General features: G+C 33.8%; 13 protein-coding genes. 11 read left to right on the top strand and 2 right to left on the bottom strand.

The features are described 5' to 3' along the window. The first annotated feature begins 1 nt into the window (after nt 1). From ACIQ2J_RS00505 to ACIQ2J_RS00465, 9 genes are all read left to right on the top strand, one after another. Entirely contained in the window at nt 2-2,368 is a 2,367-nt protein-coding gene (locus ACIQ2J_RS00505; protein ID WP_396165397.1) for a patatin-like phospholipase family protein, read from the top strand. A gap of 80 nt (nt 2,369-2,448) precedes the next feature. Next, complete coding sequence (locus tag ACIQ2J_RS00500; RefSeq protein ID WP_396165395.1) at nt 2,449-3,954, top strand: amino acid permease; 1,506 nt, start codon at nt 2,449-2,451, stop codon at nt 3,952-3,954. 228 nt (nt 3,955-4,182) lie between these two features. After that, nucleotides 4,183-5,340 carry a homogentisate 1,2-dioxygenase gene (locus ACIQ2J_RS00495; RefSeq protein WP_396165393.1) on the top strand — a complete coding sequence of 386 codons (1,158 nt, stop codon included), beginning with the start codon at nt 4,183-4,185 and terminating at the stop codon, nt 5,338-5,340. 60 nt (nt 5,341-5,400) lie between these two features. Further along, nucleotides 5,401-6,561 (top strand): 4-hydroxyphenylpyruvate dioxygenase, encoded by a 1,161-nt coding sequence (gene hppD, locus ACIQ2J_RS00490; protein ID WP_396165391.1) that lies wholly within the window; start codon nt 5,401-5,403, stop codon nt 6,559-6,561. 295 nt (nt 6,562-6,856) lie between these two features. Beyond that, nucleotides 6,857-7,633 carry a DUF3108 domain-containing protein gene (locus tag ACIQ2J_RS00485; protein WP_396165389.1) on the top strand — a complete coding sequence of 259 codons (777 nt, stop codon included), beginning with the start codon at nt 6,857-6,859 and terminating at the stop codon, nt 7,631-7,633. Next, on the top strand, nt 7,630-8,556 hold the full coding sequence (locus ACIQ2J_RS00480) for a tryptophan 2,3-dioxygenase family protein (protein ID WP_396165386.1): 927 nt from the start codon (nt 7,630-7,632) through the stop codon (nt 8,554-8,556). The genes ACIQ2J_RS00485 and ACIQ2J_RS00480 overlap by 4 nt, the downstream gene beginning before the upstream one ends. Nucleotides 8,557-8,574: 18 nt before the next feature. Then, nucleotides 8,575-9,798 (top strand): peptidoglycan DD-metalloendopeptidase family protein, encoded by a 1,224-nt coding sequence (locus ACIQ2J_RS00475; protein WP_396165383.1) that lies wholly within the window; start codon nt 8,575-8,577, stop codon nt 9,796-9,798. Between the two features lie 108 nt (nt 9,799-9,906). Continuing rightward, the gene (gene pgi / locus ACIQ2J_RS00470; protein WP_396165381.1) at nt 9,907-11,547 is read left to right on the top strand and encodes a glucose-6-phosphate isomerase; all 1,641 of its coding nucleotides are present in this window, start codon (nt 9,907-9,909) and stop codon (nt 11,545-11,547) included. A gap of 217 nt (nt 11,548-11,764) precedes the next feature. After that, nucleotides 11,765-14,584 carry a TonB-dependent receptor gene (locus tag ACIQ2J_RS00465; protein WP_396165379.1) on the top strand — a complete coding sequence of 940 codons (2,820 nt, stop codon included), beginning with the start codon at nt 11,765-11,767 and terminating at the stop codon, nt 14,582-14,584. Nucleotides 14,585-14,692: 108 nt separating this feature from the next. Here the strand turns inward: ACIQ2J_RS00465 and ACIQ2J_RS00460 are convergent, their stop codons facing one another. Continuing rightward, a complete protein-coding gene (locus ACIQ2J_RS00460; protein ID WP_396165377.1) occupies nt 14,693-16,237 on the bottom strand; it encodes a glycine--tRNA ligase in 1,545 nt (514 codons plus the stop codon). Nucleotides 16,238-16,321: 84 nt separating this feature from the next. On the opposite strand from ACIQ2J_RS00460, the gene ACIQ2J_RS00455 reads away from it, so the two are divergent. After that, nucleotides 16,322-17,002, top strand: coding sequence for a ComF family protein (locus ACIQ2J_RS00455; RefSeq protein ID WP_396165375.1), 681 nt, complete (start codon nt 16,322-16,324; stop codon nt 17,000-17,002). 82 nt (nt 17,003-17,084) lie between these two features. Further along, nucleotides 17,085-18,686: an Ig-like domain-containing protein gene (locus tag ACIQ2J_RS00450; RefSeq protein ID WP_396165374.1), complete on the top strand. Its 1,602-nt coding sequence runs from the start codon at nt 17,085-17,087 to the stop codon at nt 18,684-18,686. A 39-nt stretch (nt 18,687-18,725) separates the two neighbouring features. Here the strand turns inward: ACIQ2J_RS00450 and ACIQ2J_RS00445 are convergent, their stop codons facing one another. Next, entirely contained in the window at nt 18,726-19,490 is a 765-nt protein-coding gene (locus tag ACIQ2J_RS00445) for an amidohydrolase (RefSeq protein ID WP_396165372.1), read from the bottom strand. Between the last annotated feature and the right edge of the window lie 35 nt (nt 19,491-19,525).

Raw genomic sequence — 19,525 nt, 5'->3', positions numbered from 1 at the left:
AATGTTTCAGGCCTATTTGCAAACCATTTTCCCGCCATACACTGCAATCTTTTCCTTTCTAAAGAAGAAAGAAAAAGGATTTCCGTTGCTGTCGGGGCTAGACGGTAAAGGTCTTTTGCAAAAATCCGTTTTTCAAAAACAACTTACAACCTACACCCTACACCCTACACTCTTTATTCTTTTATCTATTTTCCTTTCTCTATTTTCTCAAACTACCTATTCCCAAGATTCTATAAAACGTCCTAAAATCGGATTGGTTTTAACCGGAGGTGGCGCTAAAGGCTTTGCCCATATTGGGGTTTTGAAAGTTTTAGAAAAAGCCGGCGTAAAAATTGATTATATTGGTGGAACCAGCATGGGCGCAGTAGTTGGAGGCTTATATGCTACAGGCTATAATGCACAGCAATTAGATTCTATATTCCACAACACTAATTTTGACGAGTTATTAAAAGATTATATTCCAAGAAAGAATAAAAGTTTTTATGAAAAACGCAACGATGAGATGTATGCCATTTCATTACCCTTCAAAAAACTTAGTATAGGTGTTCCAATTGCTTTATCTAAAGGAATGTACAACTATAATTTGCTCAATAAATTAACCCACTCCGTTCGGCATATTAGAGATTTTAACCAATTGCCAATTCCTTTTTTATGTATTGCTACTGATATAGAAACAGGAGAACAACTAATATTAAATAAAGGTAGTTTGTCCCAAGCATTGCTAGCAAGTTCGGCATTTCCTACCCTTTTCTCTCCAGTAGAAATAGATGGAAAAATGCTTATAGATGGAGGGGTTTCTAACAATTATCCTATTGATGAGGTACGAAAAATGGGGGCCGATATTATTATCGGAGTAGATGTTCAAGACGGATTAAAAAATAGAGATTCCTTAAAGGAAGCCACACAAATTCTCCTTCAAATATCCAATCTTCAAATGATTGTTGGGATGCAAGATAAAATAAGAAAAACAGATATTTATATTAAACCAGATATTTCAGGGTATACTGTCATTTCATTTGATAAAGAAAATGAAATTATAAAAAAGGGAGAAGATGCCGCTTTAAAAGTTTTGGATCAAATAAATAAAATTGGACAAACTAATAAACCATCCCAAAGATTAGACTCTAAAAACGGTTTAATCAATATTACCAAATTAACTATCAACGATGTTAAAGATTACACTCGCGCTTATATTATTGGTAAATTAGGATTTATACAAGGCAGCAAAATTAGTTATGAGCAATTAAAACAAGGCATTAATACCCTTAATGCAACTGGAAATTTCTCTGTAATTAATTACCAATTGAATAAATTTAATTCGGGCGATGAACTAGAATTAACCATAAAAGAAAGTGGAAATAGCACTTTTTTAAAATTTGGTTTGCATTATGACGGGCTCTATAAAAGCGCTGCTTTAATAAACCTAACTCAAAAAAAATCCCTTTTTAGAAATGATGTTTTATCTGTAGATTTAGTTATTGGCGACAACTTTAGATACAATTTAGACTATTATATTGATAACGGATTTTATTTCAGTTTCGGATTTAAATCCCGCTTCAATCAGTTCAATAAAAATGTCTCTACCGACTTCAGTAATGGTGCAATTTTTCAACAACTTGGTATAAATTCTTTAAATGTTGATTATTCTGATTGGACTAACTCGGCCTATTTGCAAACTATTTTCGAACAAAAGTTTCTTGTTGGAGCAGGAGTAGAAATGAAACATCTAAAAATATCCTCTAAAACATTAGAAAACATCAATCCCGTTTTTGAAAAAAGTGATTATACAAGTGTCTACGGTTATTTAAAATACGACTCTTTAGACAGTAAATATTTTCCTAAAAAAGGATGGTATTTTAATAGTAATCTGCAATCGTATTTGTTTTCTTCCAATTACACTAATCAATTTAATCGATTCTCTATTGCTAGTTCCGAACTAGGAATCACAAGAACTTTCTATAAAGTAATCAATTTAAAATTTGAATCGGGTGCAGGTTTATCTTTCGGACAAAAAAGCATGCACTTTTTAGACTTTGTTCTAGGAGGTTATGGCTTTAATCCTATCAATAATTTCAAACAATTTTATGGGTATGATTTTATCAGTATTTCTGCCGATAGTTATGTTAAGGCTTTAGCGACATTAGATATTGAGTTTTATAAAAAAAACCATATCAATTTTTCGGCTAATTATGCCAATGCCGAAAACAAATTATTCAGTACCGGAAATTGGCTTGCCACCCCAAGATATTCAGGATATGCAGTAGGTTATGGATTAGAAACCATACTTGGCCCCCTCGAAATTAAATACTCTTGGTCACCCGAATTACCCAAAGGATTTCTGGGATTCAATCTAGGTTTTTGGTTTTAAAGCTCAGAAATTTTCTATTTTCGTAAAAATATTAAACAAAAAAAGTATATTTGAACAAATAAAACTAAAAAGAATAAACTATGTCTATTTGGAAAAGAAAACCTTTGGCGCTATTACTTGCAGAAGCGTCTGATTCTGAAAAAGGATTAAAAAGAACATTAACAGCTTGGTCATTGGTAGCCTTAGGAATAGGAGCTATTATAGGAGCTGGACTTTTTGTGAGAACAGCAACCGCTGCAGCTCAAAACGCAGGACCATCCGTAACAATCGGATTTATTGTAGCAGCTATTGGTTGCGCTTTAGCTGGATTATGTTATGCTGAATTATCCTCTTCCATTCCAATTTCAGGAAGTGCTTATACCTATACTTATGCAACCATGGGTGAATTATTAGCTTGGATCATTGGTTGGGATTTAATATTAGAATATGCTGTAGGTGCTGCAACCGTAGGAATTGCTTGGAGTGAATACCTCAACAATCTGCTGGTCAATGTGCTCCATACGAGTCCAATTCCATATTCCTTATCGCATTCGCCATTTCAAAAAGTATTAGATCCAGTTACACATCAAGTAATTGAGCAAGGAATTATCAACTTGCCAGCCTTGTTTATTGTAGCTGTAATTAGTTTATTATTAATTAGAGGAACTCAAGAATCTGCTTTTGTTAATGGAATTATTGTAGTGGTAAAAGTTGCCATTGTAATCATGATTATCGTCTTTGGATGGAGTTATATCAATCCTGTAAACCATACACCTTACATTCCAGAAAGCTCCATATTTACAGATGAACATGGCGTTGGTCATAGTTATGGAGGTATAATGGGTATTCTTGGTGCTGCAGGAACAGTGTTCTTTGCTTTCATCGGATTTGATGCCGTAAGTACCGCTGCTCAAGAAACTAAAAATCCAAAAAGAGATATGCCAATTGGTATACTTGGATCTTTAGCAGTTTGTACTGTTTTATATATCCTTTTTGCTCATGTTTTAACAGGAGTAGCAACAGTAGAAGATTTTAGAACTGGTGGTAAAGAAGCTTCAGTAGCTTTTGCAATAGGAAAATATATGATAGGTTACCAATGGCTGGCTCAATTTGTTACAGTAGCTATTTTAGCAGGTTTTTCTTCTGTTATTTTAGTAATGTTACTTGGTCAATCCAGAGTTTTTTATGCTATGGGAAAAGATGGTTTATTGCCAAAAGCATTCGGGGATTTACACCCAAAATATAAAACTCCTTACAAAGCTAATCTTGCCATCTTAGTAATTGTTGGTTTGTTTGCTGCATTTATTCCTGGTGATATTGTAGGAGATATGACAAGTATTGGAACCTTATTTGCATTTATCCTTGTATGTATCTCAGTAATTGTATTAAGAAAAACCAATCCAGAAATGAAACGCGAATTCAAAACCCCTTTGGTTCCTTTTGTGCCAATTTTAGGAGTTTTAGTTTGTCTTGCTATGATCTACGGATTAGGATGGACTAACTGGCTTCGACTAGCAGTATGGTTGCTTATTGGTCTAGTTATTTATTTTGCTTACAGTAAAAAAAATAGCAAATTAAACAATCCAGATAAAGACATTCAAAAATAACAACCACTAAAAAGCATTAAATCTGAAACCTCATTTTTAATGCTTTTTTTATTTTTCGGAAAACATTTTTTACGACATTTGTGATAATGAAAAACTGGGACGATTTACTTATTCTATTAAAATACCTCATCAAGAGAAATCCGGAATGAGTAAAAATTCTTTTTGAGTGTTAACTAAAGTTGGGTTACCCCCACACTTTTATTTTTCAAACCTTTAAACAAAAAGAAAATGCCAATTTATCATAAACTAGGAAATATCCCTCACAAGCGTCACATTCAGTTTGAAAATCCGGATGGCGGATTGTATTACGAACAACTATTCGGCACTGAGGGCTTTAATGGACATTCGTCATTATTATATGAAGTGCATCGGCCAACGCAAATAAAGGAAATCCTAAAATCGTATTCGGTTGAACCTAAAATAGCAATCGGAAAAAACATAAAATCTTTATTATTAAAAGGATTCGAACTAAAACCAGAAGATGATTTTTTAGACAGCAGAAAAGCAATGCTGGTTAATAAAGATTGCACCATTGGATTGGCGGCTCCAAGAAAATCTCTAACGGAATATTTCTATAAAAATGCCGATGCTGATGAAATGATTTTCATCCATAAAGGAAAAGGGAAATTACGCACCATGATGGGAAACATCCCTTTTGAATATGGAGATTACCTTATTATTCCACGTGGAATGATTTATCAAATTCAATTTGACACCGAAGATAATAGATTATTTTATGTCGAAAGTTTTGCGCCTTTCTATACGCCAAAACGATATAAAAATGAATCGGGTCAACATTTAGAGCATGCGCCATTTTGTGAACGCGACTTTAAATTGCCAACAGAATTGGAAACGCACCAGGATAAAGGGGATTTTCTAGTCAAAATTAAAAAAGAAGGAATGATGCATGAAGTAATCTATGCTACGCATCCTTTTGGTGTTATAGGCTGGGATGGGTATAATTTTCCTTATGGATTTTCTATTCATAATTTTGAACCCATAACAGGTAGAGTACATCAACCACCACCTGTTCATCAAACATTTGAAACAGCAACTTTTGTAGTTTGTTCTTTTGTTCCTAGACTTTATGATTATCATCCAAAATCAATTCCGGCACCCTACAATCATAGTAACATAGATTCCGATGAGGTTTTATATTATGTTGATGGCGATTTTATGTCAAGAAATAATATAGAGCAAGGTCATATTACTTTACACCCTAAGGGGATTCCACACGGACCTGCTCCTGGAGCAATGGAACGTAGTATTGGGAAAACAGTGACGGAAGAATTGGCTGTCATGGTAGATACCTTTCATCCGTTAATGGTTACTGAAGAAGCTATGGGAATTGATGATGGAAAATATTACAAATCTTGGGTAGAATAATTAATAATGACAAAAACTTTCTAAATTAAAACTTTGGAAAGACTTAAAAATATAAATAATATGTCAAAAGAAATGAAATCCGTAGAATACGGACTAGAAAAAATATTCAGTGGAGCACAAGATTTTCTTCCACTATTAGGAACCGATTATGTTGAATTTTACGTAGGTAATGCAAAACAATCGGCACATTATTACAAAACAGCATTTGGTTTTCAATCACATGCCTATCGTGGTTTAGAAACAGGCTCCCGCGATTCGGTGAGTTATGTTTTGAAACAAGACAAAATCCGTTTGGTATTGACAACCCCGTTAAATAGCAATTCTCCTATAAATGACCATTTAAGAAAACACGGAGACGGAGTAAAAGTAATTGCCCTTTGGGTAGAAGACGCTCGTTCGGCTTATGAAGAAACTACTAAACGCGGTGCAAAATCCTTCATGGAACCAACCGTTGAAAAAGACGAACACGGAGAAGTTGTTCGATCTGGAATTTATACTTATGGAGAAACCGTTCACATATTTGTAGAACGGAAAAATTACAATGGAGCTTTCTTACCAGGATTTGTAGAATGGAAATCCGAATATAATCCAGAATCCCTTGGATTAAAATACATTGACCACATGGTTGGAAATGTAGGTTGGGGTCAAATGGATCAATGGGTGAAATGGTACGAAGACGTGATGGGATTTGAAAATTTCCTTTCGTTTGATGATAAACAAATCCATACCGAATATTCTGCTTTAATGAGTAAAGTAATGTCTAACGGTAACGGCAGAATTAAATTTCCAATAAACGAACCGGCAAAAGGAAACAAAAAATCACAAATTGAAGAATATTTAGATTTTTATGAAGATTCTGGTGTGCAGCATTTAGCAGTTGCCACTGATGATATAATTAAAACCGTTTCTGGATTAAAAGCAAGAGGAATTGAGTTTTTACCACCACCACCTCAAGCTTACTATGATGATATTCCAAGAAGATTAGGGGTTCACATGGATATGATGAAAGAAGATATAAAGAAATTACAAGAACTGTCAATTTTAGTAGATGCTGACGAAGATGGATATCTGTTGCAAATTTTTACCAAACCACAAGAAGATCGTCCAACATTATTTTTTGAAATAATTCAAAGAATGGGAGCAAAAGGATTTGGCGCAGGTAATTTTAAGGCACTTTTCGAATCGATTGAACGGGAACAAGCACTGAGAGGAACGTTGTAAATTGCTAAATTTGTTATAAAATTAGCACCATATAACGTTGTAGTAGCTATATTTTTAATAAAAATATGTTAAAGTTCTTTTTTTGTTGAGAATAACTTAAAAACAGTACTATCTTTGTACTCACAAAAAGAAAAGGAGTGGTTTCCTTTAATTTTTTATATAAGTTTTCATAATTTATAGTTTTTAGGTTGGTTAATAGCATAAAAACTCCATCATTATTTGATGGAGTTTTTTTGTTTTAATACATTTGGAACAGAATTTGCATTACAAGAGTATAATCTAATTATAATTACACATGAAAAAGATATTAGTTCTTGCTATATTATTTCTTACAGTAAGTTTCGACTCTCTTCAGGATACTCCATTCGATACAGGTGAATGGTTCAAATTTAGAATTCACTATGGCTTAGTAACTGCTGGATATGCAACTCTAGAAGTTAAGGAAGCCGTTAAAAACAATAAGAAAGTGTACCATGCCGTTGGAAGAGGGTATACAACCGGTATGTCCAAATGGTTATTTAATGTAGAGGATAATTATGAGACCTATTTTGACAAAGCTACTGGTAAGCCATACCAGTATGTAAGAAAAATTGACGAAGGCGGGTATACCAAAGACGAAGAAGGGTTTTTTAATCAGGACAAAAACACTATCTTGGTAAAAGATTATAAAAACAAAAGCAACCAAACTTTTGCTACTTCCGAAAACATTCAAGATATTGTTTCTACTTTTTATTACCTAAGAAAACACCCTTCGGCAAATAAATTAAAAGTAGGAGAATCTATTGCAATTGATATGTTTTTTGATCAAGAAACCACAAAATTTAAGTTAAAATACATTGGTAAAGAAGATTTAGATACTAAATTTGGCGTCGTGCCTTGTATGATTTTTAGACCTTTGGTGCAATCTGGACGTGTTTTTAAAGAACAAGAAAGTGTAACCGTTTGGATTTCAGACGACGACAATAAATTACCTGTGCGAATCAAAGCTAGTTTGGCTATTGGTTCTTTAAAAGCCGATTTAGAATCCTTTAAGGGATTATCCAATCCATTTACAATAAAAGTAAAACAATGACCTTAGACACACCTCAAATAATTGAAGCATTAGAAGAAAAATTTGCTGCAATAAATCAAAAAACGGATACCCATCTCGAAGGGCTACTTTGGTCTAAACCAATAACCTATTGGGATTATATTCAAACCGATGCGCTACTGAATTTGCAAACGCAAAGAACTGTTTTGCCAGACGAAATGGTTTTTATTATGTACCATCAAGTCAACGAATTGTTGTTTAAAATGATACTTTGGGAGATAGAACAGGTATGCCAATGCGAACAACCCGAAACTAAATTCTTTGCCGAAAGGTTAATGCGAATTAGTCGTTATTTTGACATGCTTACCACTTCGTTTGACATTATGGGCGACGGAATGGAAGTGGAGCAATACATGAAATTCCGAAATACTTTAACTCCTGCAAGTGGATTTCAAAGTGCACAGTATCGATTAATTGAATTTGCTTCTACCGATTTAATCAATCTTATCGATTATCGTTTTAGAGCAACCATTGACCGCAACACTCCTTATACGCATGCCTTTGAGCACCTGTATTGGCAGGCTGCAGGCAAAGATTACAAAACGGGAGAAAAATCATTCCTACTTTTAGAATTTGAAAGAAAATACAAAGCCGAGTTTTTGCGTTATATGGAGGAGCATAACACCACCAATGTTTGGCAAAAATTCAAACAACTTCCTGAAGCAGATCAAAAGAATACCGATTTAATTACTGCCATGCGTCATTACGACAAAACGGTAAATATTACTTGGGTAATGGGTCATTTAAATGCTGCAAAAAAATACATTGAAAGTGGTCAAGGTTCTGGAGAAGCAACAGGAGGAAGCGACTGGAAAAAATACATGCACCCAAAATACCAAAGAAGAATATTTTTTCCCGAACTTTGGAGCGAAGACGAATTGAAAAATTGGGGAGAAAACTGTTAAAAAAATAATACAAGCATATTGAAAAAACTGGCACTTCTTTTATTGGCACTAATGGCTATAACTTCTTGTAAAAAAGCACAAGAAGAATTTGTAATTGAAGATGCTGAGCCACAAAAACCCATCGTAGATTTTGGGTTTCATTACCAGGACTTTAACGTGCATTACGATACCATTCAAAGTCAAGATACTTTTGAAAGAATCTTAAAAAAACAAAACCTAAACGGGAAAAAAGTTTCCCAAATCATTCGAATTGTTAAAGACTCTTTTCCAACCAGTGTTCGTTTTAAAAGACCTTATGTTTGTTTAAGATCCAAAGACCGATACAATAAATTACAATATCTTATTTACCAACCCAACCGCTTAGATTACTATTTAATTGATTTAACCGATTCTATTGTTGGATTCAAAAAATCCAGACCGCTAACTTTCAAAACAAGAACGGTTGCAGGGGAACTGATAGGTTCGCTTACGCAAACGTTGCGCAGTATGAAAATTGAACCAACTCTATCTGGAAGATTAACCAAAGTTTTTGCTTGGTCTATAGATTTCTTCAAATCTAGAAAAGGAGACAAATTTGCACTTAGTTTCACCGAAAGATACATTAATGATACCGTTTATGATGGAGTAGATAGTTTAAGAGCTGCTTATTTTGAATATAAGGGAGAAAAAATATACGCCTTTCCATTTGCACAAGAGCGAAATGGTAAAATTGATTATTACGATGAAAATGGGAAAGCATTAAAGAATTTTTTCCTAAAAGCGCCATTGAAATTTGTAAATATTACCTCTAAATTTTCTAAAAATAGATTTCATCCGGTGCAATTAAAATGGAAAGCCCATAAAGGAACCGATTATGCTGCGCCAACGGGAACATCCATTATGACTACCGCAGCTGGAGTTGTGGAACAATCAGGATATTCTACAGGAAACGGAAATTTTGTAAAAGTAAAACACGATAAAACTTATTCTACTCAATATTTACATATGTCCCGTATTTTAGTTCGAAGAGGACAGCGTGTGAAGCAAGGAGAAATCATTGGTAAAGTTGGAAGTACTGGTTTAGCAACGGGTCCTCACGTATGTTATCGTTTCTGGAAAAACGGGGTGCAAGTTGACGCATTAAAACTAAAACTTCCAAATTCTCAAGTCATGGAAGGAAGAAATCTTCCAAGATTTAAGGAACAAATGCGACCTCTAAAAAGAGAATTGGATAGTGTTACTGATATTCGATTCCATAAGTAATAAATTCTTTAATTACTTACAACTACAACGTTTGCATTCTTTTTTTAGAAAATTAATTAGCAAAGTCTTCGTCTTTTATCTAATTTTGTCCTACAAAAAAGTAACAATATGTCTTTACCCAATACCAATCCGTCCAAAACTAATGCTTGGCAGAATTTACAAAAACATTTTTCTGCTATGGAAACCAATTCCATTAAAGAAATGTTTCAAAATGACGGCACTCGAGCTGAGAAATTTCACATCCAATGGAACGATTTTTTAGTAGATTACTCTAAAAATAATATCACACAAGAAACCCTTGATTTATTATTGCAATTAACGGATGAGGTTCAGTTGAAGGAAGCCATTGCTCAATATTTTAATGGAGATACCATCAACCAAACCGAAAATAGAGCGGTTTTGCATACTGCATTACGTGCACCCAAATCGGCTACTTTTTTAGTAGATGGAAAAAATGTGATGCCCGAAATATACGAAGTAAAACAAAGCATAGAAAAGTTCACTAACGAAATAACTTCTGGACACCGAACAGGATATACCGGGAAAGCCTTTACAGATATTGTGAATATTGGTATTGGAGGTTCGGATCTTGGACCTGCAATGGTAGTAGAAGCGTTGCAGTATTACAAAAATCATTTGAACGTTCATTTTGTTTCTAATGTGGATGGCGATCATGTGAATGAAATAATTAAAAAATTAAATCCAGAAACGACTCTTTTTGTAATTGTTTCTAAAACGTTTACCACACAAGAAACACTAACCAATTCGGAAACCATACGAACTTGGTTTTTGCAATCGGCAAAACAAGAAGATGTTGCAAAACATTTCGTGGCAGTTTCTACAAACATCCAAAAAGTTACCGATTTCGGAATCGATGCTAACAATATTTTCCCAATGTGGGATTGGGTTGGCGGTCGTTTTTCACTTTGGTCTGCGGTTGGATTGTCTATTAGCTTGGCAGTTGGTTTTGATAATTTTGACAAATTATTGAAAGGCGCCAACCAAATGGACGAACATTTTAAAAACGAATCCTTCGATAAAAACATTCCGGTTATATTAGCTTTATTAAGTGTTTGGTACAATAACTTTTTTGGTGCCGAAAGCGAAGCAATCATTCCATATACCCAGTATTTACAAAAACTGGCTCCTTACTTACAACAAGGAATTATGGAAAGCAACGGGAAAAGTATCGGTAGAGATGGCAAACCTGTGAATTATCAAACCGGGACTATTATTTGGGGAGAGCCAGGAACCAATTCGCAACACGCCTTTTTTCAGTTAATTCATCAAGGAACTAAGTTAATTCCCACCGATTTTATAGGGTACGTAACTCCATTATATGGCAATGAAGACCACCATGATAAATTGATGTCGAATTTCTTTGCACAAACAGAAGCATTATTAAATGGCAAAACTGCCGAACAAGTGCAAGCAGAGTTTGATAAACAAGGAATGGATGCATCGAAAGCAGATTTCTTAAAACCATTTAAAGTTTTTACAGGCAATAAACCAACTAATACGATACTTATTCAGAAATTAACTCCTGAAAGTCTAGGTTCTTTAGTAGCTATGTATGAACATAAAATATTTGTTCAAGGTATTATTTGGAATATCTTTAGTTACGATCAATGGGGGGTAGAATTAGGAAAACAATTGGCCAACTCTATTCTAGAAGAAATAAATGCAAAAAAAGTCGCAGAGCACGATAGCTCAACAACATTATTATTACATCATTTTTTTAAAAAATAAACGATAATTATTACTTATTTAACAACCTCATCATTTTTATTAATCTTGAGGTTTTTTTATGAATTTAGTCGAAATTTGATAATTAAGTTGTCAAAAATGCTTTTAATGTCCATTTTCTAAGAAATGTTCCTCAAAAATGTTTTTGTTAACATTCATTTAACATTAATAAAATAATAAAACAAGAATTTTGCATAAAAATTATTTAAAACAAAACAACATGAAAAAAAGTACAATTAATTTATTTTCGATTATGTTTCTTTTAGTGGCTACAACCATGTTTTCGCAAGGAAAAATAAAAGGAACGGTATCGGATAGTGAGCTTAACGGCGCTTTACCAGGTGTAAATGTTCTAGTTAAAGGTTCTACTACTGGAGCTTCGACAGACATTGATGGTAAATTTCTTTTAAATACTACAGCGACTTCTGGTCAAGTAGTTATTTCTTACGTTGGATTTCAATCGCAAACGGTAAGTTTTTCAGTAAAAAAAGGAGAAACCGTAGATTTAGGTTCTATTAAATTGGTTTCTAATTCTAGCCAATTAGAAGAAGTAGTTGTAAAAAGCAACTTAATTGACATTGCTAAAGACAGAAAAACTCCGGTTGCTGTTTCTACAATTAGAGCTTCTGAAATTCAACAAAAACTTGGAAATCAAGAATTTCCAGAGATTTTGAAAAATACTCCTTCGGTATATGCTTCAAAAGCTGGTGGTGGTTTTGGTGATTCAAGAGTAACTATTCGTGGTTTCTCTCAAGAGAATATTGCTGTAATGATTAACGGAGTTCCTGTTAATGATATGGAAAACAGTAGAGTTTTTTGGTCAAATTGGGCAGGTTTATCTGATGTTACTTCAGCAATGCAAGTACAAAGAGGATTGGGTTCTTCTAAATTAGCTATTTCTTCTGTTGGAGGTACTATAAATGTTATTACCAAAACTTCTGACATGAAAGAAGGTGGAAGTGTTTCTGTTGGTACTGCAAATAATGATTATTTAAAAACTCAAACATCCTATTCAACAGGTAAAATGAAAAATGGATTTTCTGCTTCATTTTTATTAAGCCAAACAAAAGGGGATGGATATGTTAATGGTACTAAATTTGAAGGAGCTAACTATTTCTTAGCTTTAGGATATGAAATTAATAAAAAACACGATTTACAATTTACATTTACTGGAGCACCACAATGGCACAACCAAAGAGGAACTGCAGTTACTGTAGCTGATTATATTAAATATGGTCAAGATGGTGAGCCAAACATTAAGTATAATGCTGATTGGGGTATGTTAAATGGTAAAGAATATAATTTTAGAACTAACTATTATCATAAGCCAGTAATGTCCTTAAATTGGGATTACAAAATATCCGATAAAACAAAATTATCTACTGTAGTTTATGGTTCTTGGGGCCGAGGTGGTGGAACAGGTGGTGCAGGAAGAATTAGAGGGCTATCTTATATAGCACCAAATTTTAGAAATGCAGATGGTACAATTAATGTTGATAATATTTATTCTTGGAATAATGGACAATCTACAACAATCCCTGGATTAACACCTTCTACAGCTACAAGAGCTTTAGATGGCGGTAAATACATTAGTAGTACAGCTACAGCTAATAATTTAACAAACGGAATTTCTAAAATTTCATCAATTAATTCTCACAACTGGTATGGTGGTGTAGCAAGTTTAAATACAAAAATTAATGATAAATTGGTTCTTGATTTTGGGGTTGATTTAAGAACTTATAGAGGTATTCATTACCAAAATGTAAGTGATTTAGTTGGTGGATATTATTTTAAAGATGTAACATCAATTCCTGTAAACGGTGTTTACAGTAATGGTAATGGGAATGATCCTAATAGAATACTTACTCAAGTTTATGAGTCAACACCTAGCATTAATCCATTTTTTAATGTGGATCACCAACAAAAAGTATCCTATAATAATGATGGAAATGTAAATTGGTTGGGTGCTTTTACTCAATTAGAATATACTACAGATAAATTAACTGCTTATTTTCAAGCTGCAATTTCGCAACAAGGATTTAAAAGAGTTGATTATTTCAAATATTTAGAAGCTAATCCACTTTCTTCAACTCCTTATGAAAATATTTTAGGAGGAAACGTTAAAGGGGGTCTAAACTACAACATCAATAAAAACCATAATGTATTTGTAAATGCAGGTTATTATTCTAAACAACCTTTCTTTAACGCAGTATATCCTAACAATGCTTCAGTTGTTAACGGAAATCTAGTTAATGAAAAAATAACTGGTTTTGAAGCAGGTTATGGATTTAGATCAGCTAAATTTAATGCTAATGTGAATTTATATAATACAACTTGGAAAGACAGATACCAACGTTCGAATGATGTTGCTGCTGATAACATTGGAGGATATTATGATTTTTCTGGAATTACAGAAGTTCACTCAGGGATTGAGGTTGATATGAATGCTAAAGTAACTGACAAATTTAAAGTAAATGGTATGTTCTCTTTAGGAAGTTGGGAATACAAAGGAAATAGTATCAGTAATAGGTATGATGTTACTAATAATCCAATTTCTGGTGGAACTGCAACAACTTTATATTTAGATAAAGTTAAAGTTGGAAATTCAGCTCAACTTACGGCTTCTTTAGGAGGTGCTTATGAAGTATTTAAAAGAGTTTCTCTAGATGCTACTTATATTTATACAGATAAATTGTATGCTAATATTTCTCCTGCTAACTTCTCTTCAGAAATTAACAAAGGTTCATTAGAATTGCCAGCTTTTGGTTTAGTAGACGCAGGTTTTTCTTATAAATTGTTAGTAGGTAAAGACAAAGCAGATTCTGTAAACTTCAGATTGAACGTGAACAACTTGTTAGATAAAACTTTTATTGCTGAATCTAGCACGAATAATCATGCAAAAACAAGAGAAGATTTTACTACAGATGCTTTATATCAAACTTATGTTGACACAAAATTATACAATGGTGTTGATACAAGTAACTCAGTATACTTCGGATTTGGAAGAACTTGGAACTTTGGAATTTCTTACAACTTCTAAGAAAGTTTCTTAAAATAAAAGAGGCCGTTTCACAATGTGAAACGGCCTCTTTTTTTATTTAAAAAATCCTAGGATTTATATACTGCAGAAAAACTAAATTAATAAAAGTTAACTAATTTTCTGCAACCAATTTTTTATAGAAACTTCATTTTCTATAATGGTTTTTAATTCGGATATCTTAACTCTATCTTGTTTCATCGAATCTCTATGACGAATAGTCACTGTTTGATCTTCTAAAGTCTGATGATCCACTGTAATACAAAAAGGTGTGCCAAGAGCATCTTGTCGTCTGTAACGTCTTCCTACGGCGTCTTTTTCATCATAAGTTACATTGAAATCCCATTTCAATTCGTCTATAATGCTATGAGCAATTTCTGGAAGTCCGTCTTTTTTCACTAATGGAAAAACAGCCGCTTTAGTTGGTGCCAATACCGATGGCAATTGCAATACCGTTCTAGTAGAACCATCTTCCAAAGTTTCTTCTTTTAAAGAAGTAGCGAAAACGGCTAAAAACATACGGTCTAATCCTACCGAAGTTTCCACCACATACGGCGTATAATTTACATTTTCTTCGGTGTCAAAATATTGTAATTTTCTACCTGAAAATTGTTCGTGTGCTTTTAAATCGAAATCGGTTCTCGAGTGAATTCCTTCCAATTCTTTAAATCCAAATGGGAAATTAAATTCAATATCGGCAGCAGCATTAGCATAGTGCGCCAATTTTTCATGATCGTGAAAACGGTAATTTTCTCTTCCTAAACCAAGAGACAAATGCCAGTTCAACCTAGTGGTTTTCCAGTATTCGTACCATTTCATTTCTTCGCCTGGTTTTACAAAAAATTGCATTTCCATTTGTTCAAATTCCCGCATGCGGAAAATAAATTGACGGGCAACAATTTCGTTTCTAAAGGCTTTACCAGTTTGCGCAATTCCAAACGGAATTTTCATTCGCCCTGATTTTTGAACGTTCAAGAAATTCACAAAAATACCTTGAGCCGTTTCTGGACGAAGGTATAAATCCATTGCAGTATCTGCAGAAGCACCTAGTTTGGTTCCGAACATCAAGTTAAACTGACGTACTTCGGTCCAATTTCTAGAACCCGTTTCTGGATCGGCAATTTCTAGTTCTTCAATTAATGCTTTCACATCTTCTAGATCTCCAGCACCTAAAGAACGTCCCATTCTTTCTAGAATTTCTCGTTCTTTGGCAAGATATTCTACCACTCTAGTGTTGGTAGTAATAAATTCTTGTTCGTTAAAAGCATCTCCAAAACGTGCTTTGGCTTTTTCAATTTCTTTTTTGGCTTTCAGGTTTAATTTTTCGGCATAATCCTCAATTAAAACGTCGGCACGGTATCTTTTTTTGGAATCTTTGTTGTCAATTAATGGATCGTTAAAAGCATCTACGTGGCCAGAAGCCTTCCAAGTGGTAGGATGCATCAAGATTGCTGCATCAAGTCCAACAATATTTTCGTGCATTTGCACCATTGCTTTCCACCAGTATTCCCGGATGTTTTTCTTTAACTCTACTCCATTTTGTGCATAGTCGTAAACAGCACTTAAACCATCGTAAATTTCGCTTGACGGAAAAATATATCCGTATTCTTTTGCATGCGAAATTACATTCTTAAATAAATCTTCTTGTTTTGCCATAGTGATGCAAAAATATAAAAAGTGCGTTTAAATTATCTTGCTATTTGCATTTTTATTATATTTAAGTGTAAATTATTTTAGGTTATGTTTGAAAATCTTATAAATCTATTTTTTCCTAAGGCTTGTTCGGGCTGTAATTCGTTTCTGTTGGCCAATGAAAAGGTAATTTGCACCGTTTGCCGACATGAAATTCCGCTTACCAACCATCATAAAATTGAAAATAACGAAGCCGTTGTAAAATTTTATGGGAGAATTCCTATAGAATTTGCCGCAGCATTATTTTATTTTCATAAAAAAGGAATCGTTCAAGAGATGATTCACAAATTAAAATACAAAGGACACCAAGAAGTGGGCACTGCAATTGGCTATTGGTATGCCGAAGAATTGAAAACCATTGCTGAGCTTAATTCGGTAGATTATATTGTTCCAGTTCCGTTACACAAAAAACGATTGAAAGAACGTGGCTACAATCAGGTGGAGGCGTTTGGAAAATCGTTATCCGAAAGTATGGGGATCCCTTATAACGATTCGGTATTAATTCGGAATGTCTATTCTAAAACCCAAACCAAAAAGAACCTTTTGGGACGCAGTGAAGTTGTGGAAAGCATCTTTAGTGCTGTGCATAACGATTCGCTGCACAACAAGCATTTTATGCTGATTGACGATGTGATTACCACCGGATCTACCCTAGAAGCATGTGGTAGAGAATTGCTGAAAATTCCGGGGGCGAAATTGAGTATCGTTTGTATGGCTATGACCCAATAATTATTTTTAGTTAATTATAAATAAAAACATTTCGTTACCTCTAAATATAGTTGTTATTTTGCGATACGAAAACCTTGAATTGATGCAAAAAAAGTATTGTAACTATCTGATGATTTTAATGGTGTTTTTCCTAATTGGATGTGCCAAAAGAGGCAGTATTACTGGTGGAAAGAAAGATACCATTCCTCCGGTAATGACGAGTAGTTTACCTAAAACCCTTTCGACTAATTTTAATGGGAAAGAAATAAAATTGACGTTTGATGAATATGTGAAACTTAAGGATGTGAGCAAACAACTTATTATTTCGCCTCCCATGAAATTGCAGCCTGAAATCTTGCCAGCAACTGCAAGCAAGACGATTACTATTAAAATAAAAGATACGTTACAACCCAATACTACTTATAGTTTTAACTTTGGAAAAAGTATTCAAGACAATAACGAAGGCAATCCGTACCAACAATTTAAATATGTTTTTTCTACCGGAAGTTATATCGATTCTTTGACTTTAGGAGTAAAAACCAAAGACGCTATCGGCAAAAAAGTAGATAATTTTGTTTCAATTTTATTGTACGAAGTAAATGAAAAATACACCGATTCGGCAATTTACAAACAGTCTCCAAGATATGTTACCAATACTTTAGACAGTTTGAAATTAGGAAAATTTGAAAATCTAAAGAAAGGAAAATACCGCCTTGTTGCTTTGAAAGATGCCAACGGAAACAATAAATTTGATCCTAAAACCGACAAAATTGGTTTCCAGAAAGATTTTATTTCGATTCCGAATGATACTATTTACGAACTAGAATTATTTAAAGAAGAAATGCCTTTTAAATCCAGGAATTTTTCACAGGCATCTGCTTCAAAATATACGATGGGTTATGAAGGAAAAGCCAAGGAGGTTAAAATATCGGTGAAAAGAGGATCGGAATCTATTCCTTACATCCTTTCCAAATTCCCTAAAAAAGATTCACTTCAAGTTTGGTTTAAGGCCGTTAAAGGGGATAGTGTTAGTGTTGTGGTTTCTCAAAATAAATTCAAAAAGACCTATTTGCTAAAAGTTAAAGATCAGAAAAAAGATAGTATCAATTTTTCTGCAGAACCCCTGGGTACTTTAAATTTCCGGGAGACTTTCGCAATTAATTCGAATACTCCGATTAGTAAATGGGATGTTACAAAAATAAAATTTATTAATAAAGATTCTGCCGAAGTGAAATTTACTACCGAATACGATGAATTTAATCAAAAATTAAAGTTTTTATTTCAAAAAGAACCATTAGAAAAATACAATTTAAAATTGCTACCTGGAGCATTGCTGAATTATTACGAAAAGCAGAACGATACCTTATCGTATAATTTTACCACTAACAATCTTTCGGATTACGGAAACTTGAAAGTTACATTGGAAAATGTAAAACGATTCCCAGTAATTGTGGAACTTCTAGACGAAAAAGGAGACGTTACCGCTAGCGAATATTCGGATAAAAATAAAGAAATAATTTTCGATTTATTAGAGCCAAGCAAATATACTTTAAGGGTAATTTACGACGATGATAAAGATAAATCTTGGACACCCGGAAATTTTCTTGAACTCCGACAAAGTGAAGAAGTGATTTATTTTCCGAAAGAATTGGATGTTCGTGCCAATTGGGATGTGGAACAACCATTTGATTTAAATACGAAGTAAAAAGTACGAGGTACGAAGTTGGAAGTACGAAATGGAAGTTTAGAATATTTTGAATTCATCTTTATCGTTTAGGAAGTTTAATTTTTTTCTGGTGTCTAACATTGCATCTTTATCTAGCGTAACGATAAAAATTTCTTCTGTTTCTTGAGGTTCTAAGACGCAATTTCCTAGGAAATCTATGGCTTGCGAATGACCAACATATTCGTGGTTATTATTATCTAATCCAACTCTATTTACGCCAATAACATAACTCATGTTTTCAACGGCTCTCGCTTTCAGCAAAATATCCCAAGCGTTTACACGAGGTTTTGGCCAGTTGGCAACATAAATTAGCACATCATACTCTTCTACATTTCTTGCAAAAACAGGGAAACGCAAATCGTAACAAATAAGCGGACAAATTTTGAAGCCCTTATATTCTACAATCAATTTTTTAGTTCCTGCAGTGTATATTTTATCTTCTCCTGCTAAGGTGAATAAATGCCTTTTATCGTAGTGTTGGATTTCGCCATTAGGAAATACAAAGACCAATCGGTTAAAGTAGTTACCGTTTTCCTCTATAATTAAACTTCCAGTAATGGCAGAATTTTTTTCTTTTGCTAACGATTGCAACCAAGAAATAGTTGCTCCTTGCATCGTTTCGGCACAATTTTGCGGATGCATGGTAAATCCAGAAGTGAACATTTCGGGGAGAACAATTAAATCGACATCCTCAGAAATAGAATGGATTTTTTCTTCGAGATTAAGGCAGTTTTCTTCTGGGTTTTCCCAAGATAAGGCGGTTTGTAGTAGGGCTATCTTCATGGTTAATGGCACGCGGAAAAAACGGATTCACTTCG

It is taken from the genome of Flavobacterium sp., from assembly GCF_044357305.1.
In the GTDB taxonomy this organism is placed as follows: domain Bacteria; phylum Bacteroidota; class Bacteroidia; order Flavobacteriales; family Flavobacteriaceae; genus Flavobacterium.
This window is presented reverse-complemented; position numbering and strand designations above follow the sequence as displayed.

What these genes read in the sequence shown, in the direction of transcription:
- ACIQ2J_RS00505 (WP_396165397.1), top strand. Translation starts at nt 2, where the DNA reads ATGTTTCAGGCCTATTTGCAAACCATTTTCCCGCCATACACTGCAATC.
- ACIQ2J_RS00500 (WP_396165395.1), top strand. Translation starts at nt 2,449, where the DNA reads ATGTCTATTTGGAAAAGAAAACCTTTGGCGCTATTACTTGCAGAAGCG.
- ACIQ2J_RS00495 (WP_396165393.1), top strand. Translation starts at nt 4,183, where the DNA reads ATGCCAATTTATCATAAACTAGGAAATATCCCTCACAAGCGTCACATT.
- hppD (WP_396165391.1), top strand. Translation starts at nt 5,401, where the DNA reads ATGTCAAAAGAAATGAAATCCGTAGAATACGGACTAGAAAAAATATTC.
- ACIQ2J_RS00485 (WP_396165389.1), top strand. Translation starts at nt 6,857, where the DNA reads ATGAAAAAGATATTAGTTCTTGCTATATTATTTCTTACAGTAAGTTTC.
- ACIQ2J_RS00480 (WP_396165386.1), top strand. Translation starts at nt 7,630, where the DNA reads ATGACCTTAGACACACCTCAAATAATTGAAGCATTAGAAGAAAAATTT.
- pgi (WP_396165381.1), top strand. Translation starts at nt 9,907, where the DNA reads ATGTCTTTACCCAATACCAATCCGTCCAAAACTAATGCTTGGCAGAAT.
- ACIQ2J_RS00465 (WP_396165379.1), top strand. Translation starts at nt 11,765, where the DNA reads ATGAAAAAAAGTACAATTAATTTATTTTCGATTATGTTTCTTTTAGTG.
- ACIQ2J_RS00460 (WP_396165377.1), bottom strand. Translation starts at nt 16,237, where the DNA reads ATGGCAAAACAAGAAGATTTATTTAAGAATGTAATTTCGCATGCAAAA.
- ACIQ2J_RS00455 (WP_396165375.1), top strand. Translation starts at nt 16,322, where the DNA reads ATGTTTGAAAATCTTATAAATCTATTTTTTCCTAAGGCTTGTTCGGGC.
- ACIQ2J_RS00450 (WP_396165374.1), top strand. Translation starts at nt 17,085, where the DNA reads ATGCAAAAAAAGTATTGTAACTATCTGATGATTTTAATGGTGTTTTTC.
- ACIQ2J_RS00445 (WP_396165372.1), bottom strand. Translation starts at nt 19,490, where the DNA reads ATGAAGATAGCCCTACTACAAACCGCCTTATCTTGGGAAAACCCAGAA.